Annotated in this window: 10 protein-coding genes and 2 tRNA genes; 5 read left to right on the top strand and 7 right to left on the bottom strand. The window is 66.7% G+C overall.

Annotation, left to right across the window (positions count from 1 at the left end; all coding sequences use genetic code 11):
- The first annotated feature begins 59 nt into the window (after positions 1 to 59).
- Together NDB2M1_RS05515 and NDB2M1_RS05510 are read left to right on the top strand one after the other, a co-directional pair.
- Entirely contained in the window at positions 60 to 1,106 is a 1,047-nt protein-coding gene (locus NDB2M1_RS05515) for an amidohydrolase family protein (RefSeq protein ID WP_072380334.1), read from the top strand.
- A gap of 89 nt (positions 1,107 to 1,195) precedes the next feature.
- Positions 1,196 to 2,173 (top strand): NAD(P)H-dependent flavin oxidoreductase, encoded by a 978-nt coding sequence (locus NDB2M1_RS05510; protein WP_072380332.1) that lies wholly within the window; start codon positions 1,196 to 1,198, stop codon positions 2,171 to 2,173.
- Between the two features lie 17 nt (positions 2,174 to 2,190).
- Here NDB2M1_RS05510 and NDB2M1_RS05505 read toward each other — a convergent pair whose 3' ends face one another.
- The 4 genes from NDB2M1_RS05505 to NDB2M1_RS05490 all read right to left on the bottom strand — a co-directional run bounded on the left by NDB2M1_RS05505 (position 2,191) and on the right by NDB2M1_RS05490 (position 5,425).
- Positions 2,191 to 2,667: an AHH domain-containing protein gene (locus NDB2M1_RS05505; protein ID WP_253185780.1), complete on the bottom strand. Its 477-nt coding sequence runs from the start codon at positions 2,665 to 2,667 to the stop codon at positions 2,191 to 2,193.
- Positions 2,668 to 2,791: 124 nt separating this feature from the next.
- Positions 2,792 to 3,529 (bottom strand): hypothetical protein, encoded by a 738-nt coding sequence (locus NDB2M1_RS05500; RefSeq protein ID WP_143146644.1) that lies wholly within the window; start codon positions 3,527 to 3,529, stop codon positions 2,792 to 2,794.
- Positions 3,530 to 3,639: 110 nt separating this feature from the next.
- Complete coding sequence (locus tag NDB2M1_RS05495; RefSeq protein WP_054123039.1) at positions 3,640 to 4,119, bottom strand: flavodoxin family protein; 480 nt, start codon at positions 4,117 to 4,119, stop codon at positions 3,640 to 3,642.
- A gap of 7 nt (positions 4,120 to 4,126) precedes the next feature.
- Positions 4,127 to 5,425, bottom strand: coding sequence for a hypothetical protein (locus NDB2M1_RS05490; protein WP_253185779.1), 1,299 nt, complete (start codon positions 5,423 to 5,425; stop codon positions 4,127 to 4,129).
- 237 nt (positions 5,426 to 5,662) lie between these two features.
- Between NDB2M1_RS05490 and recJ the strand changes: the two genes are divergently transcribed.
- The 3 genes from recJ to NDB2M1_RS05475 all read left to right on the top strand — a co-directional run bounded on the left by recJ (position 5,663) and on the right by NDB2M1_RS05475 (position 7,764).
- Positions 5,663 to 7,438: a single-stranded-DNA-specific exonuclease RecJ gene (gene recJ, locus NDB2M1_RS05485; RefSeq protein WP_072380326.1), complete on the top strand. Its 1,776-nt coding sequence runs from the start codon at positions 5,663 to 5,665 to the stop codon at positions 7,436 to 7,438.
- A gap of 103 nt (positions 7,439 to 7,541) precedes the next feature.
- Positions 7,542 to 7,616: transfer RNA gene (locus tag NDB2M1_RS05480), tRNA-Glu, on the top strand.
- 73 nt (positions 7,617 to 7,689) lie between these two features.
- A tRNA-Glu gene (locus NDB2M1_RS05475) sits at positions 7,690 to 7,764 on the top strand.
- A 116-nt stretch (positions 7,765 to 7,880) separates the two neighbouring features.
- On the opposite strand, the gene NDB2M1_RS05470 is transcribed toward NDB2M1_RS05475, so the two are convergent.
- From NDB2M1_RS05470 to NDB2M1_RS05460, 3 genes are read right to left on the bottom strand one after another with little or no spacing between them, the layout of a single operon-like run.
- Positions 7,881 to 21,170, bottom strand: coding sequence for a filamentous haemagglutinin family protein (locus tag NDB2M1_RS05470; RefSeq protein ID WP_072380324.1), 13,290 nt, complete (start codon positions 21,168 to 21,170; stop codon positions 7,881 to 7,883).
- A gap of 2 nt (positions 21,171 to 21,172) precedes the next feature.
- On the bottom strand, positions 21,173 to 21,649 hold the full coding sequence (locus tag NDB2M1_RS05465; protein WP_072380322.1) for a hypothetical protein: 477 nt from the start codon (positions 21,647 to 21,649) through the stop codon (positions 21,173 to 21,175).
- Positions 21,649 to 23,454: a putative porin gene (locus NDB2M1_RS05460; RefSeq protein ID WP_171955329.1), complete on the bottom strand. Its 1,806-nt coding sequence runs from the start codon at positions 23,452 to 23,454 to the stop codon at positions 21,649 to 21,651. Before NDB2M1_RS05460 ends, NDB2M1_RS05465 begins: the two co-directional genes overlap by 1 nt.
- Positions 23,455 to 23,487 lie beyond the last annotated feature (33 nt).

The following is a 23,487-nucleotide window of genomic DNA, read 5'->3' as shown; positions in this document are numbered from 1 at the left end:
CCACCATCTCCATACTCCCATTTGCGAGCCCGCAACGAGGCCGTTTTTGAGAGAGAGCCATGTCTGAAGAGATCATCGATCCCGATCTGCCGATCATCGATCCCCACCACCACTTGTGGGACCTGCGCCCGCTCGTCGCCTCGTTCCCCCAGCCGCTGCATCCCTTCATCGAGACGCTGGTTCCGGCCGCCTACTACAATTTCGACACGCTCCACGCCGATACACACAGCGGCCATAACGTGATCGGCACCGTGTTCATGGAATGCGGCGCCTTCTACCGGAATGGCGCCGAGCAGGCACTGAAACCGGTCGGCGAAGTCGAGTTCGTCAATGGCGTCGCGGCGCAGGGCGCGAGCGGGCTCTACGGCAATTACCGCCCCTGCGCCGGGATCATCGGCCATGCCGACATGACCTTGGGCGACGGCGCGGTGCCCGTCCTCGAAGCTCTCATCGCTGCCGGAAACGGCCGCTTCAAGGGCATCCGCCACCAGGCCGCATGGGATGCCGATCCCGAAGTGCTCGGCCCCCCGTTCCACGCGCCGTCCGGGCTCTACACCAGCGACGCCTTCCGCGCCGGCTTCAAGCATCTCGGCAAGATGGGCCTCACCTTCGATGCCTGGCTGCTCGAGCCGCAGCTGCCCGATGTCATCAGCCTCGCCCGCGCCTTCCCCGATCAACCGATCGTGCTCGATCACTGCGGCACCCCGCTCGGCGTCGCCAGCTACAAGGGCAAGCTCCACGAACGCTTCGACATCTGGCGGGACAATATCCGCGAACTCGCCAGGTGCCCCAATGTCTCGGTCAAATTGGGCGGCCTCGCCATGGCCTTCTGCGCCATGCCCGAGCAGGGGCCCGCCGCCGGTGTCGGCTCCGAAACGCTCGCGGCGATGTGGCGCCCCTATATCGAGACCTGCATCGACGCCTTCGGGCCGCAGCGCGGCATGTTCGAAAGCAACTACCCGGTCGACCGCTGGGGCGCGACCTATCCGGTCCTGTGGAACGCCTTCAAGCGCCTCGCCCACGGCGCCTCGGCGGACGAAAAGCACGCGCTCTTCGCGGGCAACGCCGCGCGCTTCTACGGCATCGAGCACGTGCTCGCGGCCTAGTCATTAAGGGAGCGGCGCTGACCTTTGACAGCGCCGCGTCTCCTGCTAAAGCTCCGGTTTAACCGCCCGCTTAAACCGGAGCTTTCAGGATGCCGCTTCCCCCGCTGTTCAAGAACCTGCGCCTCCCCGTCATCGGCTCGCCGCTGTTCATCATCTCCGGCCCCGAACTCGTCATCGCGCAGTGCAAGGCGGGCATCGTCGGCAGTTTTCCCAGCCTCAATGCGCGGCCGATCAGCCAGCTAGACGAATGGCTCCACGAGATCACCGAAACGCTCGCCGCGCACAATCGCGATCATCCGGACAGCCCCGCGGCACCCTTCGCGGTGAACCAGATCGTCCACAAGACCAACAACCGCCTCGATGAGGACATGGCGCTCTGCGAGAAGTGGCAGGTGCCGATGCTGATCACCTCGCTCGGCGCGCGCGAGGATATCAACGAGGCCGCGCATCGCTGGGGCGGCATCGTGCTGCACGACGTGATCAACGACCGCTTCGCCCGCAAGGCCATCGAAAAGGGCGCGGACGGCCTCATTCCCGTCGCCGCGGGTGCGGGCGGCCATGCCGGCGCGCTCTCGCCCTTCGCCTTGATGCAGGAAATCCGCCAGTGGTTCGACGGGCTCGTCGCGCTCTCCGGCGCCATCGCGCATGGCCGCTCCATCCTCGCCGCGCAGGCCCTCGGCGCCGATTTCGCCTATATCGGCTCGGCCTGGATCGCGACCGCCGAAGCCCGCGCGGCAGAAGGCTACAAGCAGGAAATCGTCGACAGCCGCGCGCAGGACATCGTCTATTCGAACCTCTTCACCGGCGTGCACGGCAACTACCTCAAGGGCTCGATCGTCAAGGCCGGGCTCGATCCGGACAACCTCCCGGTCAGCGATCCCTCCAAGATGAACTTCGGCTCGGGCGGCAACACCGAAGCCAAGGCGTGGAAGGACATCTGGGGTTCGGGCCAGGGCATCGGCGCGATCGACAAGGTCGAGACCGTGGCCGAACGCGTCGCCACACTCACCGCGCAGTACCGTGAAGCCGCCGCCGGTCTATCCACCGACAGCGCGCCCTTCCTCTAGAGCGGTTTTCACCCGCTCTAAAGCCGGCTCTCCGTCGCTTCCCACAGCATCTCGGCCATGCGGTCGAGATGGCTGTAGTCGGTCGCCGGATCATGCCGGTTGAGCACGATCTCCTCGCCTTTGGGCGGGCTGAGCAGCCGTCTGCGCAGCGCGCGTTGCAGCAGGTCCAGCCGCATCAGCGCCTCCATGCTGGCCAGTTCAGGATCGTAACAGCGCGTGCGGCTCCACCCCAGTTCGATCTGGCCGACCCGTTCGGTAACCATTTCCGAATAGGTTCCATGCGGTCCGCGATGTAACGGCAAGCCGATCCTGAGCGCGCCGCTCTCGGTCGCAGGGAGCAGCAGGCCGTTCGCGCGGAAGTCGTGAAAGCCGATCCGGTCGGGCGTCAGCGCGGTGATCAACCGGCTGAACGCGCGCCGGTAAAGCAAGGCGCGCGGCAGCAAATGGTGCCGCTGCAAGCCCGGCGTATAGCCCGGCTTTCCCGGTACATTCACCGAGCGGAAGGGGATGCGTCCCCGGGCTATGTGTCCAGCAGGAACCATGCCGCCATGTTCGCGCGGCGGGCTTAACGCTGCACTTGCAAGCGTCGTTTATCGGAACCTTGCAAGCGTGCTTTACCTAGCGCGGCAGGACGTTAAGCCTGTTTTGCCCCTCCGGCTCGATCCAGACGGCACCGACTCCGCTGAGCACCACTTCGCGCGGGCTGTCCACCGGGCCATGTGCGACCAGCCAGTCGGTCAGGCGCACGGCGATGCGGCTGTGCTCCCGGCTTGGCCCACCCGCGCCGGCGTGGAGGATGAACTCCTGCCCGGTCAGGAAGGCCAGTCCTTCGCTTTCAATGCCGTTCTGGCTGCGCGCCAGGGCTGTCAGGGCCAGCGCCGGGAATGGACCGCCGGCAAGCCAGACGCCGACCGCTTCGGCGAACCATGCCGGCGACATCGCGATCCGCGCCGGACGCCACACCACGGCCTGCAGACCCGTCAGACAGGTCAGATGGCGCAGGATTGCCGCCGCCACGCGCAGCACCGGCAACAGGCTTTCCGCCCCGGCCAGATGCGGGCCAACCATGAACCACGCCGCATCCAGAGCGTCGCAGCTGAAATCGCTCGGCAATGCCACGCGGTGGATCACCGGCGGGACCGGACAGTTCGGCCCGGGTGCCAGTCCGGTCAGATCGAATGTCAGTCCGTCACGCAAGAGTTCCGCATTGCCATGCACGGCCTGCGCGGGATTGAGCAGTTCGAACCCCTCAGGGCCGACAGCAAGGCCGGCCACGGCATCGACAGCCGGACGCCCCTCCTCGCCGAACAACAGCGCGGCAAGGGGCTCACGCCCTGCAGCACGCTCGATCACCACCAGTTATGCTCCCTCACTGTGGCTCTATCAGTGACACCAATGCTGGACGGTCGTCGAGTCCCGTGCGGTCAAACTGGCACGGAATCCGTCGGTTCCAACGCCGCGGCACCCTAGAACAGGCCCATCGCCAGCCCGGCGCCAAACGACTGTCCCAAATTGCGGCACTTTTGCAGGTCTGCCGATGACACTGTCTTGGGTGCCAGAATCGCTTGCGGTGTCTGGGCATTCAGGCTCACGACAAGCCCTTCGGCGATTCGGCGCAGCCGCCAGCCGGTGACGATCCGCTCGATCTGGCGCTCGGCCCCCGATCCATCCGATCCCGCAGCGATTGCTGTGGCAAAGGGGCGACCTTCGATCCGTTCGAGCAGCGGATAGTAGCAGCGATCGAAGAACTCCTTCATCGCCCCGCTCATCGTGCCAAGGTTTTCCGGGCACGCGAAGAGATATCCGCCGGCCGCAAGCAGCCGCTCGGGGGTCGCATCGTCCGCCGCGAGCATCGCAGCATCCCCCTCCTCGGCCGCCCCCTCCAGGGCGGCCTCGGCCATCGCGCGGGCCGCGCCGGTGCGGCTGTGCCAGACGATCAGCAGCATAGGCGGCTCAGCCCCCGCCCCCGCCGTTGCCGCCGGCGCTGCCGACCGCACCGCCCAGCGCGCCGCCGATGAGGCCGCCCAGCCCGCCCAGTCCACGCTTCTTGGGCTTCTGCGGGCACTGCTGCTGTTGCGCTTGCTGGCCCTGGTTGCGGCCACCTGCTGCCGCTTCCTCATCCATCCCCGGCATCCCCAGCAGGAAGCCGGTCATCGAGCGGTGGCGGATATCGGCGGTCCATTCGGGCTTCCACGGCGTCTTGGGATTGGCCGGGCGCGGCGGATAGACGAAGCTTTCCTCCGGGCCATAGGCATAGAGCGTGACCATCTGGAACTGCGGCGCGGCGGCCTTCACTTCGGCGGGCACCATGCATGTCGTCGTTGCGGGCGCGAGCACCGTCTTCGCCGCCACCAGCTTCGCCACGGTCGCGGGTGAAAGCCAGTCCGAAAGCCCGCCACCGAACTCGCGCGTTATGCTGGAGGACCACCAGACCATGTCGCCCATCTCGCCGCCCTTTTCCATTTTCCCGCCCATCAGCGAGGCATGATAGCCGGTCGCATCGGGCACCGGGCTCCAGCGCAGCAAGGTCGCCCCGCTCGGCTGCGCGAACGTGGACGTGCGCAGCGCGCCCATGAAGTCCTTGGTGAGCGTGAAGTTCATTTCCGGCGCGTAGTTGCCCGCCACTTTGTGCGCGCCGATCAGCGAGCTGTCGGTGCGGACCGCGGCCTTGCTTTCATCGTTCGGCCACGTCCCGTAGGTCTTGCTGCTGGCATAGGAAACGCGGCGCTCCATCGGCACATTGCTGGTCCACAGACCCGGCGGCATCTGCCCGGCGGCGATCTTGGCGAAATCGATGATGACCGGCTGTCCGGCAGGCGCGTGCTCGCCGCAGCCCCAGAAGATCAGGATCCGCCCCTTGGGCCGCTTGAAATCGCGCTTCTCCGCAGGTTCCTCCGGACCCGAGGGCACCTTCACCGGCGTCTTCAGCGGCACCGAGAGGCCGAGCTTGGCACCGGCGGGCATGAAGTGGTCGGCCTTGGGCGCCCCGCCCGCAGGCGCGCGGCTCGAACCGAGGTCGAGCCACAACTCATGCTGCGGCGCGTTACGGTTGCCGCCCCCGAAGGCCATGCTCATCGCGGCACCCATGCCGCCGCCCTTCATGCCGGCCATGCCGCCCATGAGGCCCGATGTCGTCCCGGCGCGCATTTCGTAGCGGGCGATCGGCGCCGCCGTCTGCGCCACACCAAACCCGACGAGAGCCAAGCTCGCTGCACCGGCGGCCATCATCAGACGCATGCTGTTCCTGGTCATCAGCTCAAACCCCTCTCTCAGCAGTTTGTATGGCGCGACCGGATTTCTGTTTTGCAGATGCGACCATATCCACTGCCCTTGTGTCAATCACGCTGCGGTGGTGCGATGATCTGGCGCACAGCGGTAGAAGGGATTGTGGGCAGCAATCGCCCTGCCCTTTCGCCTCCTCGGCGCTTGGTATACTTGCCATGACCCCGGACTTGATCCGGGGTCCCGCTTCTTCGAAGACTGCGCCCGATGATCCCCGTCACCGCCATCACCCGTTCGCTGTCCGGCCTCGCCTGGCGCTGGCGCGGCGGCAACATGGACCTGACATCGGGGAGCTTCGGCCAGCTCGACAGCCTCGTCGACCAGCTGCTCATGGCGCGCGGCGTGGAACGCCACGATCTGGAGCGTCACCGCCGCCCCACCTTGCGCGATTTCCTGCCCGATCCATCGATCTTCAACGACATGGATGCAGCGGCGCAGCGGTTTGCCGATGCGATCACCAAGGGCGAGGCCATCGCGGTCTACGGCGACTACGATGTCGACGGCGCCACCAGCGCAGCGCTCCTCATCCGCTTCCTCGCGAGCCTTGGCGTGCAGGCCCGGCCCTATATCCCGGACCGCCTGCTCGAAGGCTATGGGCCCTCCGCCGAAGGTCTCGTCAAGCTGGCGCGCGAGGGGGCGCAGCTGATCGTCACCGTCGATTGCGGCGCGATGGCCTACGACGCGCTGTCCGCCGCGCGCGCGGAAGGCGTCGACGTGATCGTGGTCGACCACCACAAGTGCAATCCGGAGCTTCCTGCCGCCACCGCGCTGGTCAATCCCAACCGGCTCGATGAAAGCGACGAAGCGGCAAGCCACGGCCATATGGCGGCCGTCGGCGTCGCTTTCCTCCTCGCCGTCGCGACGCTCCGGGAACTGCGTGCGCGGGGCTTTGTCGGCGCCTCCGCTGCGCCGGACCTCATGGGTCTGCTCGACCTTGTCGCGCTCGGCACCGTCGCCGATGTCGCGCAGATCAAGGGCGTGAACCGTGCGTTCGTGGCGCAGGGCCTCAAGATCATGGCTCGCCGCGCCAATGTCGGCCTCGCCGCGCTGATCGATGCCAGCCGCCTCAGCCGCGCCCCCACCTGCAGCGACCTTGGCTTCGCGCTCGGCCCGCGCATCAACGCGGCGGGGCGCATCGGCGATTCGAGCCTCGGCGTGCGGCTGCTGACCACCTCCGATGCCGAAGAGGCCCGCTCCATCGCCGCGCGCCTCTCCGAACTCAACGACGAGCGCCGCGCGATCGAGCAGGCGGTGCAGGAAGCGGCCGAGGCGCAAGTCCAGGCGCAGCACAACCGCAGCGTCGTGGTGGTGCATGGACCCGGCTGGCATCCCGGCGTCATCGGCATCGTCGCTGGCCGCATCAAGGAAAAGACCGGACGGCCCACGCTGGTGATTGCCGAAGACGGCGATTCGGAAGGCAACGGCAAGGGTTCGGGCCGCTCGATCCCGGGGGTCGATCTCGGTGCTGCGATCATTGCGGCGAAGGCGGCGGGCCTGCTCATCGCCGGCGGCGGCCACGCCATGGCCTGCGGCCTCACCGTGGCTCCGGGCGGCGCGGAGCGTCTGGCTGACTGGCTTGACGAGCGCCTTGCCCGCGATGTCGCAGCCGCACGGCTCAGCCAGTCGCTGCTGCTCGATCTCAGTCTTGCCCCCGGCGGCCTTACGCCCGATCTTGTCGAGCGGCTCGAAGCGGCTGGTCCCTTCGGCATGGGCTGGCCCGGTCCGCGCGTCGCCGTCGGCCCGGTGCGGCTGATCAAGTGCGACGTGGTCGGCGCCGATCACGTGCGGATGATCGCGGGCGGCAACGACGGCCGCTCGTTCAAGGCCATGGCCTTCCGCGCGGCGGAGACCGAGCTGGGGCAAGCCTTGCTGCACGGCGCGCGCGGCCGCCAGTTCTGGCTCGCCGGGCGCGCGAAGATCGATGACTGGGGCAGCCGCCCGGCCGCCGAACTCCATGTCGAAGATGCCGCATTTGCGGACTGATCCGTGCCCCTTGGGACAAGCTTTGCTTTCGCGCAGCGAGGGGGTTGACCTGACCCGCATCTGGCCCTAGTTGCGCGGTCCTGCCACGCGGCAACACGCCAGTGGCCCCTTCGTCTAGCGGTCAGGACGCGGCCCTTTCACGGCTGAAACACGGGTTCGATTCCCGTAGGGGTCACCAACTCTGCACCTCGCCATCGCGCCGGGCAGAGCTCAGACGGCCGGGGCGAAACCGCCGACCCGGTTCATGGCACGGCCCCTTCGTCTAGCGGTCAGGACGCGGCCCTCTCACGGCTGAAACACGGGTTCGATTCCCGTAGGGGTCACCAGCCGGCGCAGGCCATTCCCGCCCTTTTCGCGCGCTCTCCCACTCCCTCTTCGGGACGCCTGTGCGTGCCCCGGCCGGTTCGGGGCGGCTTGGTGCCCGAACCGGCCGGAAGAAGCTTCAGGGCTTGCAATTGGGATCGGTCGAGCCGGGCTCGCACGGTGCGGCATTGCCGGCAAAGCCGATCACGTCGACCGTGATGATCGAGCGGCGATTCGACGTGTCGGGGCCGCTGCTCGAGCTGTTGCTTTGCGATGTCACCGCCGAAGCCGCCGAAGTGGGAACCACCGCTGCCGGCGTTGCCGCCAGGCTGGGAACACCCGAGATCGACCCGCCGGCGCTGAAGCCTTCGGAGTTGGCGACGCGCGCTGCCGCCACCAGCACGTTGCCGGTTGCCCGCACGCCGGCATCGCCCGCGTCCACCTCGCCCACCGGGGCGAGCAGGATGATCGACGAGGCCGGATCGGTCGGACGGCGCTGGAACGCACCGATACCCGCGCCCGAGACGCTCCCCGCGCTGTCGACCTCGCTGTAGCCGTCGAGATTGAAGCGCACGGTCACCGGAGGGAAGTTCGAGGCACTGCGCGGACCCTGGCCCGCGTTGAGGTCGCCGTTCGACGACCACATCGTGATGTCGCCCCCGGCCTGCGAGAACACGCGGCTCTGGTTGACGAGGAAGTTGCCGTCGGTGAACGAGCTGATCGAACCGCCGTTCAGCGTGAGCACGCCTTCGAAGCCGATCGGGATCGCGCTGATCCGGTTCGCGTTCTGGCTGCTCAGCTGCCCATAGGCTAGGCTGGCACCGTCATCGACGCCGAACCGTGTGACGCGCGAAGCCGCTTGCTCCGAGGTTCGCACGACCGAGCCGGCGATGAAATTGCCGCCCGGACCAAGGATCGCCAGATCGCCGCCGTTCAGCGTCTGCAGCGTGGCAAGGCGCAAGTCGGCATTGCCGGTGAACTTCTGGTCGGCCTTCTGGGGCTGGCCGTCCACAAGGTTGCGTGTCGGAACCCCCTGCGGACTGTCGGCCGAGACCGTCGCCGGATCGGTCGTATAGATGGCAAGGTTGTCGGTGTAGCCCTTGCTGACCGGGAACAGCGTCTGGATCGCGCGGTAACCCCGGTAATACTGCAGATAGGAAGGACTGTCCGGAATGGCCGGTTGCTGCAGCTCGTTGAACAGGACTTCCGAGCGCAGGAACTGGTTCTGCAGCAGCGGATCGAGCTGCGTGAACGCATCGTAGAGCTTGGCTGCCTGCGGATAGGCCGCGTTGGCCAGGGCTTGGCGGCCCGCCGTCGTATCCGGAAACTCGGTCGTCCCGAAGATGGCCGTGAAGCTGGCCGGGTCGTTGGTCCGGAGCCACTGCGCGAGGATCGGCGCATAGATCGGCTTCGTCCGGTCCGGGCGGCGGATGCCCAGATTGTCCGTATTCAGCACGAAGAGTGCCCGATCGAGATTGGCGGCGTTTGCCGGATTGAGATAGGTCTCGCGCAACCCGGTATAGTCGATGCCGCCGGCCACGCCGAACAGCACGGCCAGATTGGCGCCGCCATCCGTGAGCCAGGGATTGAAGAAATTGCCGACGGTCTGGATGCCGCCTGCATAGCTCACGTTGTTGACGACCGCCGAGTTGATGAACGGGCCGATGTCACGCCCGGCCTGGACAACCAGATTGCCCCTCCCGCCCAGCACGAAGTTGTTGCCTTCGATGTAGGGCAGGTTGTCGATCGACGAAGTGCCGGTGGTGGAAGTGATATCGCGGCCGGCGCTGATCAGCGTGGTATCCTGCACATTGGCATTCTGGCCGGTGAAGATGAGATTGACGATATCCCGGCCGGCGGTGATCTGCGCCGCCTTCGGCAGGTTGATCAGCGACCGGCTGATATCCCGGCCGGCAAAGATCCGCACCGGATCGGTATCGCCGGCGTGGGTCAGATTCTCGTTGTGATAGAGCCGCAGCAGGTATTCGCTGGTGGTTTGCTGGATACCGGGGATGCCGAAGCCGAGCCCGACAGGCGCCGCGACGATACCGCCGCCGGTTGCGTTGATCGAGTTCAGGCTGATTCTCGCGGCAGAGAACGCGCCGGGCAGAAGCGACCGGTCGCTGTCGCTCATCGCGATGACGAGCGAGGAAATGTCGCCCGCGCTGAACAGCTGCAGGTTCCCGGTCTTCGAAGGATAGAGCAGCAAGGGCACGCTCGGCGCCGCCAGGGTGTTGGTGAGCGCACCGAGTGTCAGAGAGGGGGGCAGCACCGACCCGCCGAAGATGCCGGCCCCGCCAGCACCGACCTGGAACGGAACCGTCTGTTCGAAGCGGTTGTTGACATAGCGCAGCGAGCCCGTCGCGATCGCGCTGAACGAGGCGGAAGGCGCGAAGAAGCCGGCCTCGTTGTAGCGATCCAGGCTCTCGCCGCTGCGTGCCGCGCCCAATGCGGAAACGCCCGCCATGGCGATCGAGCCTTGAGCGGAGAGCGCCACATTGGCGGCGGCGAGCCGCACGCGCAGGTACTGCGTGGTATCCCCGGTCGACGAGCGGGGTTCGCGGCCGAAGCCCACCACGCTCCCGGCCACATTGATCCGGCCCTGGCCTGCGGCAATATCGATCTGCCCGCCGCCGATGTTGCCGCCAATCGTCGCGTTGAGGTCGCCATGGCCAAGCGTCAGCATGACATCGCCGATCCCGCCGGTATTCTTGGTCGTCGTCACCGCAGCGTCGAGCGCGATGGTGAGGTCGTTGACCGATCCGCCGACGGCAAGGTTCACGTCACCGCCCGCGAGCGCGCCGAGGCCGGTGGTGAAGTATTTGGGCGCAATCGCGATCTCGGTGTCCTGCCCGACCTGGCCCGGGCGCCAGCGCTGCGCCGCATCACCGATAGCCGTCCTGCTGAAGCTGGTGACGATGTTGCCCGGTGCATTCGCTCCGGTGCCCAGGAACTGCTCCGACCATTCATCCCGCCGGCCGAGCACCGAACCGCCCGCAAACACCGAGAGCGATCCGCCCTGATCGGCCAGCACGGCTGCCTGATCGTCGAGGCCCTTGGGCGAAGGCAGGAACGTGACATCCTGATCCGGTGTCTTGATGTAGATGCTGTCCGGGGTGATCGACGCGATCGCCCCCGTATCGACCACCCTTGCCGAAACCGCGGTGGGAGCAACCCGCACACCGGCGGTGTAGATGGCCGTGCCGCCCACCTGCGCGCCCACGCTGGACGAGACGGACCTGCCGTTCTCGTTGCGATAGGTCGCGGTCTCGCCGTTGCGCAGATCGATGTTGCCCGATGCTGCCACCGCGATGGCACCGTCGCCCGTGCGGACGACCGTGCGCGCATAGGCCCCGCGGTCGCCAAAGTTGATCGGCCTCGGCGCGGTCGGCCGGCCGACCGGATATCCGATCGCCGTGCCGCTGCGCTGCTTGGCAAGGAAGTCCGGCGTGATCGAATCGAGGAACGCCAGCATGTCGCGAAGCGGTGCTGAAACCCCTGTGACGAGGCCCCGCGCGTTGGTCTGGAACCGGACCCGGCCGGGCTGGAAGAACGCCTGCGACGCCACGCGGAAGTCCTGCGCCTGACCGATCTCCAGCGTACCCCACGTGATCGAGGTGTAGGAATCCTCGTCGAGCGCATTGACATTGGCGCTGGTATCGGTGGTCCGCAGCAGATCGGCGAACGAGTAGGCCGGCAGCGCTTCACTGGTGACCCCGGCCACCGACAGCTTGAGGTCGATCGAATCGCCGAGGAAGGCGAACCCTTGCGTTGCCGTCAGCAGATAGCTGGTCTCGCCCTCGACCGTCAGGTTTCGGACATTCGCGCGATCGACCTGCAGCGGATTGACCGAGGGGGCAGCACCCGCGACGAGCCGCAAGTCGCTCGAACGGATGACGTTGCCGTCGGTCAGTCTTGGGAAGAGCTGGGCAAAGCCCAGCGTATCCCCGCCGATGTCGCCGGTCACCGCATCGGTGTTGTTGCCCAGCGCAATCGCCGAATTCGCGTCCGGATTGTACGGTGCCAGAACGTTCTTCGCGCCGACCTGGTTGCCGGTCAGGAAACGCGAGATATTGATCGTCAGCGTGTTGGCCGCGCTCGCCGTCACCGCGCCGCTGTCGACCGCCGAGTAGCTCGCCACATCGCGGCAATCGAACGCGGTGCCGCAACTGGTGAACAGCCCGAGATTGAACGTCCGGTCGCCGCCGCCGAGCTGATAGCTGACATAGTTGCTGTCGGACTTGTCGCCGAAATTGAAGAAGCCGTCGCTGATCGAGCGGGTGATGGTGAGATTGCCGGCGGCGTTGAAATTGACCACGGCCGCCTCGCCGCTGGCCTTTGCGCCGACGCGGTAGAGGAACGAGACATAGTCGGACAGAATGCGGCTTTCCGATCCCGGCTTCAGCGCAAAGTAGGGCTGCGCATCGGTCACGCGCCGACCCAGTTCGGGCAGATCGACGATCAGCCCGGCCGCGCGGGCGCCCGCTTCGTCCAGCGTTCCAGCCGCAAGGTTCCATGCCGAAAGCGTGGTGATCGAACGGCTCGAGACCAGATCGACTCCCGGACGCAGCCGGATCCCGGCCAGATTGCTGCCATCGGCGGCGCGGACGGCAAAGTTCTGCACGAAGTAGGGGACCGATTGGACGCCGGTCAGATCATCGACAAACACGTCGCTGAAAATGTTCGATCCGGTCGGGGTGAAATCGAGGAAATGGATCGCGCCATTGCCCGACAGCGAAACCCCGTCGTAGAGGCCGTCCAGCTGGTCGAGATCGTAGCGGCGGTAGGCTTCGATCTGCTGCGCGCCTGCACCGACGACCGTGCCCTTCAGCCGCACGTCGATCTCGTCCATGCCGCTGCCGATGATCGGCGCGCGCAGCGAGAGCGTGCCGCCCTTGTCTGCGGCCACGAACTCGAACACGTCCTTGTTGACCAGCGTGAGCGGGTCCTTGACGGTCGTCCTCACCAGCCGGTTGGCGGTCGTGTTCGCGGCCAGCGCGGCCTGGGTGCGGCGCGCGCCGAGATCGATGGTCGCGCCGGCTTCGATGGCAATCGCCCCGCCGGTATTGCCGATGCCGATGCGGACATCCCCGGCGCTGGCCTGACGCAGATCGGTATCGGCATAGCCGGTGGTATGCGTGTCGATCAGCGAGCCGGTCTGCAAGGTGACGCCGTCGCGGCCCCATAGCGATACGTCGCCGCCACTGATCCGCGCCGCCGCAAGCTGGCTGGGCGTCAGGCCCGTTGCCGAAACGCCCGAAGTATCGATCTTGCCGCCGATGATGATCGAGCCGCCATCGGCCGTAAGGCTGGCGCTGGCCGCGCGGAGCGTCCGGCCAGAGCCGAGCACCAGATTGCCCGCGCCCGAACGGACCGCAAGATCGCCCTGGAACTTCTGGCCATAGACGCTGACAAAGCGGTCAAGATCGAAGGCCGACGTTCCCGCATCAAGCGCCAGCGATGCTGTCCGCGCGCCGCTCGCCAGCGGATTCAGCACGGCGTCGAAGACAATCGATCCGCGCCCTGCCAGCAGGTTGAGCCGCCCGGCATTGCCGATGCCGTTGTCGACAGAGAGCGTGCTCGTCGACGGCAGGACGATATTGCCGGCGAGCGAGACCACGTTGATCGTCCCGGCCCCGGCCGAGATCGTCGTCGTGCTCTGCGTATCTCCGAAGCTGCGCGAGAAGCCGGGCGTCGCCAGCGAGGCAGCGCCGGCCAGCGTCACCGACCCGGTGGCCTGGATATCGATCACCCCGGCGGTGGCGGTCAGCGCGGTTCCGTCGATGGTCACTGCGGCGACAGGTGCGGCACTCGATCCGAAGCTGATCCGTGCGCCGGGCGCCCGCAGCCCGGTCGGCGTGCTGCTCACCGTTCCCGCTGCGGTCACGGTCACCGTTCCGGTGGTCGCGAACCGGTAATCGGGCGTGACCGGGATGGTGTAGTTGCCCTTCGGCGTGATCTGGTCGCTGGCCGCGCCGGTATTGCTGTTGAGATCGATCACGGATGCACGGTCGATCACGAACGGCGTCTGCAGCGTCAGCGCCGCGCCATTGGCCCTGAGGCCGCCGCTGCCGGTGATGTAAGTGCCCTTGCTGGCGGCAAGATTGACCCCGCCGTCGAAGCTGAACGTGTTGAAGTTTCCGGAGCCCAGCGTCAGCGATGCCGCGTTGAGGTTGAGCACATTGCCGGTCGTCCCGCAGGCCAGCAGCCCGGTCAGCGCGCAGCTGTTGCTGGCGAGGCCGAGCCGGCTGTTGGAAATCCGCGTATCGGCGGCATTGATCGTCAGCGTGTCGGTTCCAGCTGTCCGGTTGGAGAGCGCGATCCCGGCCGCATCGATCGTCAGGCCCTTGAAGGTGTGGGCTGTGTTGGCACCGAAGACGATCGCCCCGCTCGAGCTCAGGATAAGTTCGGAAGCCTGCGCCAGCTGGCTTTCGAGCGCGGCGCTGATGGTCCCGCCCGGGCCAAATGCGATGTTGGACGCACTGATCCCGATGAGCGGCGCCGTCAGCTGCGCCGCATCGTCGACCGTGAAGCGGAAATTGGTGTCGAGCAGCAGACTGTTCCCGACAAGCGCGGCCTTGCCCACGTTCAGCTGCGAACTGCGCCCGGCATTGCCCGCCGCGACCGCCCCCAGCCGGGCAACCGTGCGCTGCGCTCCATTGGAAACGCGCAGCACGGAACCGATTCCGGACTGATCGAACGGCTCGCCCGGCACGGCGGCCGAACTCGAGGTGATCTGGTAATTGCCCGTGCGGTCGTCCGCGAGGGTTCCGGTGGCCGTGATCGACGCACCGTCCCTGATGTTGAGGGCCGAGCCCGAACCGGCGACCGCGAGGATCAGTTCCGGCACCTTGATCTCGGCCCCGGAAGTCACCAGAATTCGGCTGGCGGTGATGCCGAGCCGGGTCGTGCCATCGGTGTTCTCGATCCGCTCGCCGCCGATCATCAGGCTGTTGGCGTTGAGATTGGCGATCGTGCTGTTGGTCAGGAACAGCCGGTCCGAAGGCGCTCCCTCCGGGCTGCCGATCACGATCGAACTGCCGAGGATATCGACTGTTGACCCCCGGCCGCCCTTGGCCGGCGCAAGGTCGAACGCACCCGCCACATTCAGCGCCTTGAGCGGATCCAGCACGACCCGCGCGGCATCGAGCGGCAGACGCGGAACAATGCGTCCGCTGCTGACCGCGGCGTCGCGGATGGTGGTGGTCCCGCCCGTCGTCCGGATCGACGAATAGCGCAGGAAGCTCGCCTGCGACTGCACCGTGAACGACCGCCGCTGCGATGAGACGAAGCCCGTGCCCGCCGTCGAATAGACACCGCCGAGCACGATGCTGCCGTCAAGCAGGGTCTGCGCGCTGCCGCTGGCCGGCGCGACCGCGCCGACGTTCTCGACAACCCGGTACGCGCCCGGGAGCAGCGCGTAATGCGCGGGCATCAGCACATACTGGCCCGCCGCAATGCCGCCGCCGCCATCCAGCGTCACCGCAAGGCCGGCGCTGGTGCCGTAGAGTTCGCTCGGGCTGCCGATGCCGTAGTCCGCCGCATAGACCGGATCGTACAATGCGATCTTGGCCGCGACTTCACTCGGCACCAGCGCATAGACCTGCCGCCGGTCGGCGTACTGGTAGCCCTGTCCGGTTGCGGGATCGTACCCGTTGCTGCTGAAGACATCGGTGTTGAACCGGCTCAGCACATCGCGCGAGCCGCCCGTGCCTGACACGAATTCGTAGGCGAACACGTCGCCGCCGCCGCTGCCGAGAACTTTGGCGCCTTCCGCGAAATCGATCTCGTCGGCATTCACCCGCAGGTTCCCGCTGGGCAGCTGCGTCAGCGGCGAAGCCGAGCCCGGCGTGAAGAAGTACTGCGAGAGGTCCGTGGTCGTGCCATAGGGCACGTTGAGGCCGGCGCCCGAGACCTGCGTCACGCTGCCCGCGCCGAAAGTGATCGTTTCGACCGGACTGTCGGCCGTGCCGAACGCGATGCGGCCAATCGGCGCGGCAAGATAGCCGTTCTGCACCACCTTCTTGGCGTTGATCTGCAGGAAGGAACCCGCCGACAACGGCGTGCGGGTGTCGATATGGCTGCCGAGGAACGTGATCGTCGAATTGCCGAGCGCGGAGATCTGGAACGGCAATGGCGTCCGCGTGTTCGATGCACCTGCAGCAATCTCGAGGATGCGCTGCAGGTTGCCGGTGCCGGTCGTCGCATAGACCCGCGCCGCGTCGAACGTCAGATTGCCGGCGGCGGTCAGGCTTCCGTTTAGCGCAGGCGCGGCGGTCAGGTCCGTCCGGTCGTCCACCCCGATCAGCCGCACATCCGCGCGGCTGAACAGGTTGGTCTGGCCGATCGAGCGGTCGAACAGGGTGGTACCGAAGAAGTCCATCCCCAGCGCGCCGGCCGAGAAGGTGACAGTGGCGTTGCCGGTCGCAGCGGCAGAATTGCGCAAGGCGCCGGAACGGCTGGCAAAGGCGATATACGGCGCGCTGATGGTCGCGTTCGTCCCTTGCGTCGCGGAAATCGTGACGTCTGCATTGGGACCGACCGGAGTCCCGTCCAGCGAAACGGCGGAACGGACCAGCAGGCCCTTGTCCAGCGTCAGGTTGAACACCCCGTCGAGCGTCAGTCCGCCATAGGCGATCAGGCTGTCGAAGCCGGCCTTGGTGATGCCATCCGCAAAGGCCACGTTGTCCGCGCCGGAGCCGTCGTCCGCCGCGCGCAGCGTGGGGAGCAGCCATTCCAGCGTGCCGCCGGTCGCCGATGGGGCACCCCCACTTGCCTTGATCGTCGCGCCGGACAGCGTGCCCCCAGCGCGCAGCGCCACGGTTCCGGCATCGCTCCACTGCAGGCTTGGCGCATAGACACCGTCCTGCACCGGGATATCGAACGTCGCGCTGGCCCCGCTGATGTCGAGCAGCGAACCGGCCTTCGCCACGAACCGCCGCCCCGCGGTCTGGGCCAGCAGCGGCGGCGGTGTCGGCGAGATGCTGGTCGGATCGGGATAGCTGACGAAGCCGTAGGACGGATTGGGAAACAGCGCCTGGGATGCATCGCTCTGCGGCCGATAGGCAGCTGCGGTGGTGATGCTCCCGCCGCCGATCATCCGCCCGAAGCGATAGCGCGTGCCATCGGCGCGCAGCGGCGCTGCCGGATTGAACAGCGCGGTGCCGGCAAGATTGGTGGTGCTGCCTTCCGCCAGCACGATTCCGTCATCGGCAGCCACCCGGCCGAGGAAATAGAAGAACCGCTCGCTCCCCGGCTGGGTGAACAGCTGGTTGTTGGTCTTGACCGAGCCATCGGCGTTGGTGAACCCGCCGGAGTTGAGGCCGTTTTCGGCATAGCGGCCCGAAGCGTCCGGCGTACCGAACACGACCGCGAAGTCGCGGGCATCGCCGGTGATGTCGAACAGGCCCGTACCGAACTGATCAAGCGCCTGCGGCAAGGTCGCGATCTGCCGGATGCTGCCGCCCGGCAGATCGATCACCCCCGCATTGTAGAGCTTGGGCGCAACGATCGACGCTTCGGGCGTGCCGATGATCCGGCCGCCCGCCTCGACATCGAGCTCGGCCAGACCGCGCAGCACCAGGCTGGCTGGTTTGCGATACCATACATCACCGGGCACCGTCGGCGTCAGCACGGTGCCGATATCACCGCCGCTGGCAAGGCCGAGCAGGCGCGACTGCGTGGCCGCATCGATGATGGCAGGCAATGTGACCTGCGTAAGGTCGAGCGTCTGACCCGCGCCGATGGTAAACCGCGTGGTTTCGAAGAAGCTCGACAGCCGGTTGCTGCCGTTGTCGAACAGATCGCGCACCGTGCGGGCGCGGTAGCTTGTCATGTCCAGCGTGCCAAAGCCGGTCCGCTGCAGGAAATCGAGCGGCACGACCGTGGCCGGACTCTCGCCCGCGGTGGTGCTCGCTCCGGCAAAGGCAATATTGGGCGAGACCAGCTTGAAAGTGCCGCCGCCGGAGAAACCGAAGCCCCGGATGTTCTCGGCCGCAAAGCTCACTTCGGCATTCTGCTGCGTCGGCACAAGCGAAGGGAGCACCCCGATCGTCGTGGGCAGCGGGGGCTTGGGCGTGAATGCAACGGTCTGGCCGCGCACCAGGTTGCCGATCAGATCGGCGTTGTCCTGAACGGCTGCGACCGCGGCGTAGGTCGTCTCGTTGATCAGGCTGACATTGCCGCCGCGCGCCGAAAGATTGAACGCGCGCGCGCTCGACACGAAGGCACCGGCAGAAACATCGAGCAGCGCGCCGGACTTGATCCGCACGCTGCCACTGAGATCGGCCGCCACCGATGCGGTGAAGATGTCCCCGTCCACCGGCACGAACACCTTGGGCGCGACCGTCAGACTGATCGAGCCGCCGTTGATCCAGCCCGCGCCCTGCTGATTGGCGACGCCGCGGTAATCGTTCACCCACTTGCCCGCGACCGAAAGCGTGCCGTTCACCGTCACGTCGAACCGGCCAAGCGGCAGGGCATCGCCGCTGGCATAGCTCAGCGCGATATCATCATCCTCGCGGAACGGATTACCGACCGTCGAAAGGCCGGGCGCATTGATGTCGGTGAGCTGGTACGTCCGCGCCGCAATGGTCCCGCCGGCAATGCGGACATTGCCGCCAAACCGGATTGCCCGCCCGGCGTCGACTTCGAGCACGCCGCCATCGGCCAGAGTGAGCGCCGAATTGCCCGTGAGCGTCAGCGCCGAGCTGTCCGTCAGCAGCTGGTCCGAAGCCGAAGCGAACGTCACCGCACCGCTGGTCTGCAGCATCAGGCCCGAAAGGCCCGCCTGCGAGAGCATGCGGTCGTCGAGCAGCAGCTCGGCCTGGTTTGCCGGCCCCGTCTTCGTGCCGCGGAAGACGACGATATCCTGGCCGAACCCGGTCCCCGACGAACCGCTGAACGAGCCGATCCGCAGCAGGCCGCCCGAAGGCAGCTGGTTCTTGGAATACTGCAGCTTGCGCGGATCACCCGCGATCGAAGACTTGGCGGTCGGCTCGATCGCCCCGGCCAGCTGCCGTGATCCGGCGAAAGCATCGCCATGCACCGTGCCATCGAACGAGATCAGGCTCCCGCCGATCTGCAAGGCGCCGGCATCGCGCCCTTCGTCGTAGGCATCCTCGTAGCGCTGTGCCCGCACCGCGCCGGTCCGGAAGGTTTCCGAAATGCCCAGCCTGGTCTGGCTCGCGGTGAACCCGTCGACGAAGTCGACAAACACGTCGTTCGGATCGGCCTGATCGATGCTGACGACCCGGCCATCGTTGGTCAGCAGCTGGGTGGTCTGCACATAGCCGGCAGAATAGGTGGTCCAGCCGCCCGAAACATCGAACAGCGCTCCCTTGGCGATCTTGACCTTCGCCAAGGCATCGATCTGCGCGGCCGTCAGATTGGTCGCGCTGATGGCCGTGCCGACATCGATGCTGATGCTGCCGCCCTTGGTCATCAGTTCGGCGGCGGTGACGGCAATCTGGCTGACGGCGCTGCCCGCTTCGAGCAGCGGCGAGCCGATCCAGGCCACTCCGTCCGATCGCACCCCGGATGCGCGCGCATCGACATAGAGCGTCGCGCCATTCAGCGTGAAGCCGCCATCGGTCCGCACCGAACGGTATGTCGGCGTGTCGCGCAGTTCGTTCTGCTTGGCGGGGCTGATCTTGACGGTATTGTCCGAAACCTTGCGCGCCACGCCCTTCATGCCGCTGACGTCGATGATCGCGCCATCGGCGATCGTCACCGATGCGGCGATGCCCGGGTTCGGCTGGAACACGCCTTGCGACAGGTCGTGACCGATCACGACTTTCGCGTTGGGCGCGAGAACGAACGCGTTCTGCTGCATCTCGAACATCGTCGGGAGCAGCGCGGTATCGCCGCTGCCGTCTGCACTGAGATAGGAATTGATCGTGTTGCCGATGACGAGCTGCGAGCTCTTGAACGCTGGCGGACTGTTCGGGCTGCCCTGCGGAATGGTTTCGCCGTTGTCGTCGGGCAGAATCGAAATGCCGCTGGCCTTGGCCGCATCTGCATTGCCCGCCAGCACGACGGAACCGCCGGTCAGCGCGATCTTGCCATTGCGCGAGACGCTGGTCGTGGCGCTCAGCAAGCCGTCGTTGGTGACCTGGCCATAGATCGAGGTGCCCAGCGAGATGTAGCCGCGGCGGGACACGATCAGGCCGGAATTGGTCACCACGCCCTGATCGGGCGTCGGCGTCTGCGGCAGCACCGGCGTGTTGGGGATCTGGCTCGAAAGGATCAGGCCGCGCACGTTCTCGTCGGCACTGCCGCTGGCGCCGGTCGATGTGGTCGCGCCGATGAAGCGCCCGCCCTGCAGGCTGACCTGGCCTTCGCTGGCCGTAAGCGTGCCGGCATTCTGCACCGTCGGCGCGGCCAGAATGATGAAGCCGCCGCTGTCGGACGTGATCGAGGCGCCCTGATAGACAAGGACATCGCCTTCGAGACCCCCGTCCACGGGCAGCGGCTGGTTGACGTCGTAGCGGCTGCCGGCCGGCAGCAGCGAGGAGAGCAGCTGGCCCTTGAGGCCGGGCGCACCCTGGACCAGCAGGCCGTTCTGGAGATAGGCGGTGACGCGGTCCTTGACCGTCGAGGCATTGAAGAAGGACGTCGCGCCGACCGTCGTTACGGACGAGGCGAAGTTGCCGAGTTCGAGGCTGCTGGCCACCAGCGAGTGCAGATTGACCTGCGCGGTCGGGCCGAACAGCACGCCCGAGCGGTTGAGCACCAGCACGGTGCCATCGGCCTTGATCGCCCCGAGGATCGTGCTTGGCGCAACCGGATTGGCGACCCGGTTGACGACGGTCCAGGTCTTCTGGGCAACCCCGCCCTGCTTCTGGTTGAATACCAGTTCGGTGTTCGCGCCGACATCGAAGTTCTGCCAGGTCAGCAGCGCGCGCTGCTGCGTCTGGTCGATCCGGACAGTCAGCTTGCCATTGCTACCCGTGCTTTGAACCGGCGCCAGCGCGCCTTCCCAGGTATTCTGGCCGGTCAGATCGTTCACTGCCGCAACCGAAAGCGGCGCGCTGTTGCCCTTGACGGTGGAGGCATCGACGCCCGCGGCGACATAGATCGTCGCGTTGCGCACCGCCTGGATCGGATTGAGCCCGGCATCGGCAATACCGTCGACCGGCTTGGCCCTGATCGCGGCGAGCGCGGCGGACTTGGCCGAAGTGACATAAGTAGCAAGCGCCTGCGCGCGCGATTGCAGCCGCACCTGCCGCGCCAGCGCATCCTGCATCGTCTGCGACCGCTGCGGCGTACCCTGCCCGGCCGGCACCGCGACCGGCGGAACCACCGTCCCGGCCGCCGCACGCATCGCGGCAAGCTGCGCCTGCGCCGGACTTGCCGAAAGCCCCAGCATGATCGCGGCAAGGCTGGTCCCGCCCAGCAGTCCGCGCGCGCCCGATCGCCGAAACGCCATGGTCAGTTAGCCTTTTCCGCAGGTTCGCCGGTAATCGCCGTGCCGCCCGGCAGGGTGCGCAGCGGAACATCGACCTTGTTGTCGTAGACAGCGTCGGACAGCGCCTGCAGCTCGAACTCGAACTTGCGCCGACTGAACTGGAACGGATCGCGGCGCTTGATCTGGCCAAAGCGGCGCGCATAGGCATCGATGAGCTGCCGCGTGATCGAAACAAGCCGGCCGTTGCGCAGCCGCGCCTGCTCCAGCGCGCCGTTCTTGCTTTGCGCTTCTGCCAATTCGCGCTGCAACGTCGCGACAACTTGCTGCGAGGCGAGCAGACGCTGCTGCAGCGCATCGATATCGGCCGCAGTCGGCGCGGCCTGCCCGGCCGGCGCGGCTTGCGCAGTCGGCGGAGGAGGCGGTGGCGGCGGCACCGCCGGCTGCGCCATAGCCATCGGAGCCGCCAGAAATGCCGCGAACAGGACAGGCAGGGCGCGCATCAGAACTCCACGTTCAGATCGATTTGCAGGACATCGATGGCGAGCGGCTCGCCGGTGATCTCGTTGGCGCTCAGCCAGCGCCCGCCGATGGTGACATTCTTGTAGAGGCCGACCGTGCCACCGATGACGTAACCCTTCATGTTGGTGCCGCCGAGGCGCCAGTAGTCGTTGGTGAAGGCATCGACCACGGCGTCGGTTTCAAGATAGCGATAACCCACGTAGGCCCGCCACTGGCCCGGACGGTTGGGATGCGCCCAGCCTGCGCCGATCTGCAGGTCGAAACCCTGGTTGCCGCCCACATAAGGCGTGCGGTTGGCCTCGACCGGATCGCAGATATTGCCGTTGCCGCCCGATCCGCCGTTGTTGACCGGCTGACCGGCCAGCCCGTAGCGGCACGCATTGCTGCGGCTGAAGCCGAGGTTGCGCATGTATTCGCCGCTAAAGGTGACGTCGGTGTTCTCGCCCATCGGCACCTTCACCGAGATCATCCCATCGAGGATGTGGTAGGGCTGGACGAGACCGAGCAGCTGCGGCTGCGGCTGCACCGCGGTTGCCGGCAAGGTGGGATCGAAAACGATGCGCCGGATGAACGAGAGCGTATTGCCCTTCTGCACGAAGCCCGCCGCCGTGCCGTCGGTCGAGCATTCGGTGACGCCGAGGTAGAGCGCGCAAGGCGCCGAAGGCCGACCCTGCATGTTGATATAGTGATGGTAGCTGACGGCGGAGCGGACGAAGACATCCCCGCCGAGATGGAAGTCGGTCTCGGCCTGGGCGGAGAACAGCCAGCGCTGCGGCACACCGGTCTTGACGTTCGACGTGTTGGGGAAGTTCAGCGCGCCGAAGTTCAGCGGGAACGCACCCAGCACAAGCTTGCCGTCAAGCAGACCATTCGGGCTCGACCAGCGGAAGTCACCCGCAAATCCGTCAAAGCTCAGATCGTTGTCGAACAGCGCCTCGCTCGACCAGAACGGATTGCCGATACGCCCGGCCGTGATCGTGGCCCAGTCGGTCGGCCGGGCCTGGATGAAGGCCTTGTGGATCATGAAATTGCGGTCGGTGAAATTGCCCGCGAGGTTCACGTTCGAGCCGACCGGCGAGACATCGTTGCCGCCGCCCAGCATGAAGCCGACCTTGACCCTGTCACCGATATTGAAATCGACGCCGACGCGCAGGCGATAGCGCAGCAGGTTGTACTGGTTCTGCCGCGTGTTGAGCAGCGGGATCGGATCGTTGATCAGATCGAGCGGGACCGGATCCTGCCCGTTTACGCCCGACACGATCTGCTGGAAGTTCGGCACGAAGTCCGAATTGTCCTTGCTGTAGAAGTGCGACTGGGAACGCAGGCGCATGTCGCCGTAGATGTTGAGATTGTGCACCCAGTCCGGCGCAGCCTTGCCCGGCGAGGACCAGCCCTGCGCCTTGGCCTGCTTGAGCACCTCGTCGCGCAGCTCGTCGCGGATCTGATCGCGCACGACTTGCGGAATATAGGGGACGCGGATGGTGCCCTGCGGCGGCGGGGGGAGATTGCCGACCGCATACTGCCCGCCGGCGACCGCAGCCGGGTTCCCCGCCGCAGCCGGTGCTGCTGCAGGCGCTGCGGCCGCCAGACGCGCCTCAGCCGCCTCGCGCTCCGCTTCCTGGATCAGCTTCTCGCCGTTCTCGCGCGTGATCGTACCCTGCGCGACAAGCAGCCGGACGAGGTTGACCATCGCATTGCTCGACGGGGCGGGTTTTGCAGCAGGCGCCGATCCGGCCTGCTCGTCGGCATATGCGGGCGTCGCCGCAAGAGCCGCGCAGAGCGACACTGCCAGCAGCGGCGCCGATGCTAAAGAAGACCT

It is taken from the genome of Novosphingobium sp. NDB2Meth1 (assembly GCF_900117425.1).
GTDB lineage: Bacteria > Pseudomonadota > Alphaproteobacteria > Sphingomonadales > Sphingomonadaceae > Novosphingobium.
Note: the sequence above shows the minus strand (reverse complement) of the source record. Positions and strands in the feature narration are given on the sequence as shown.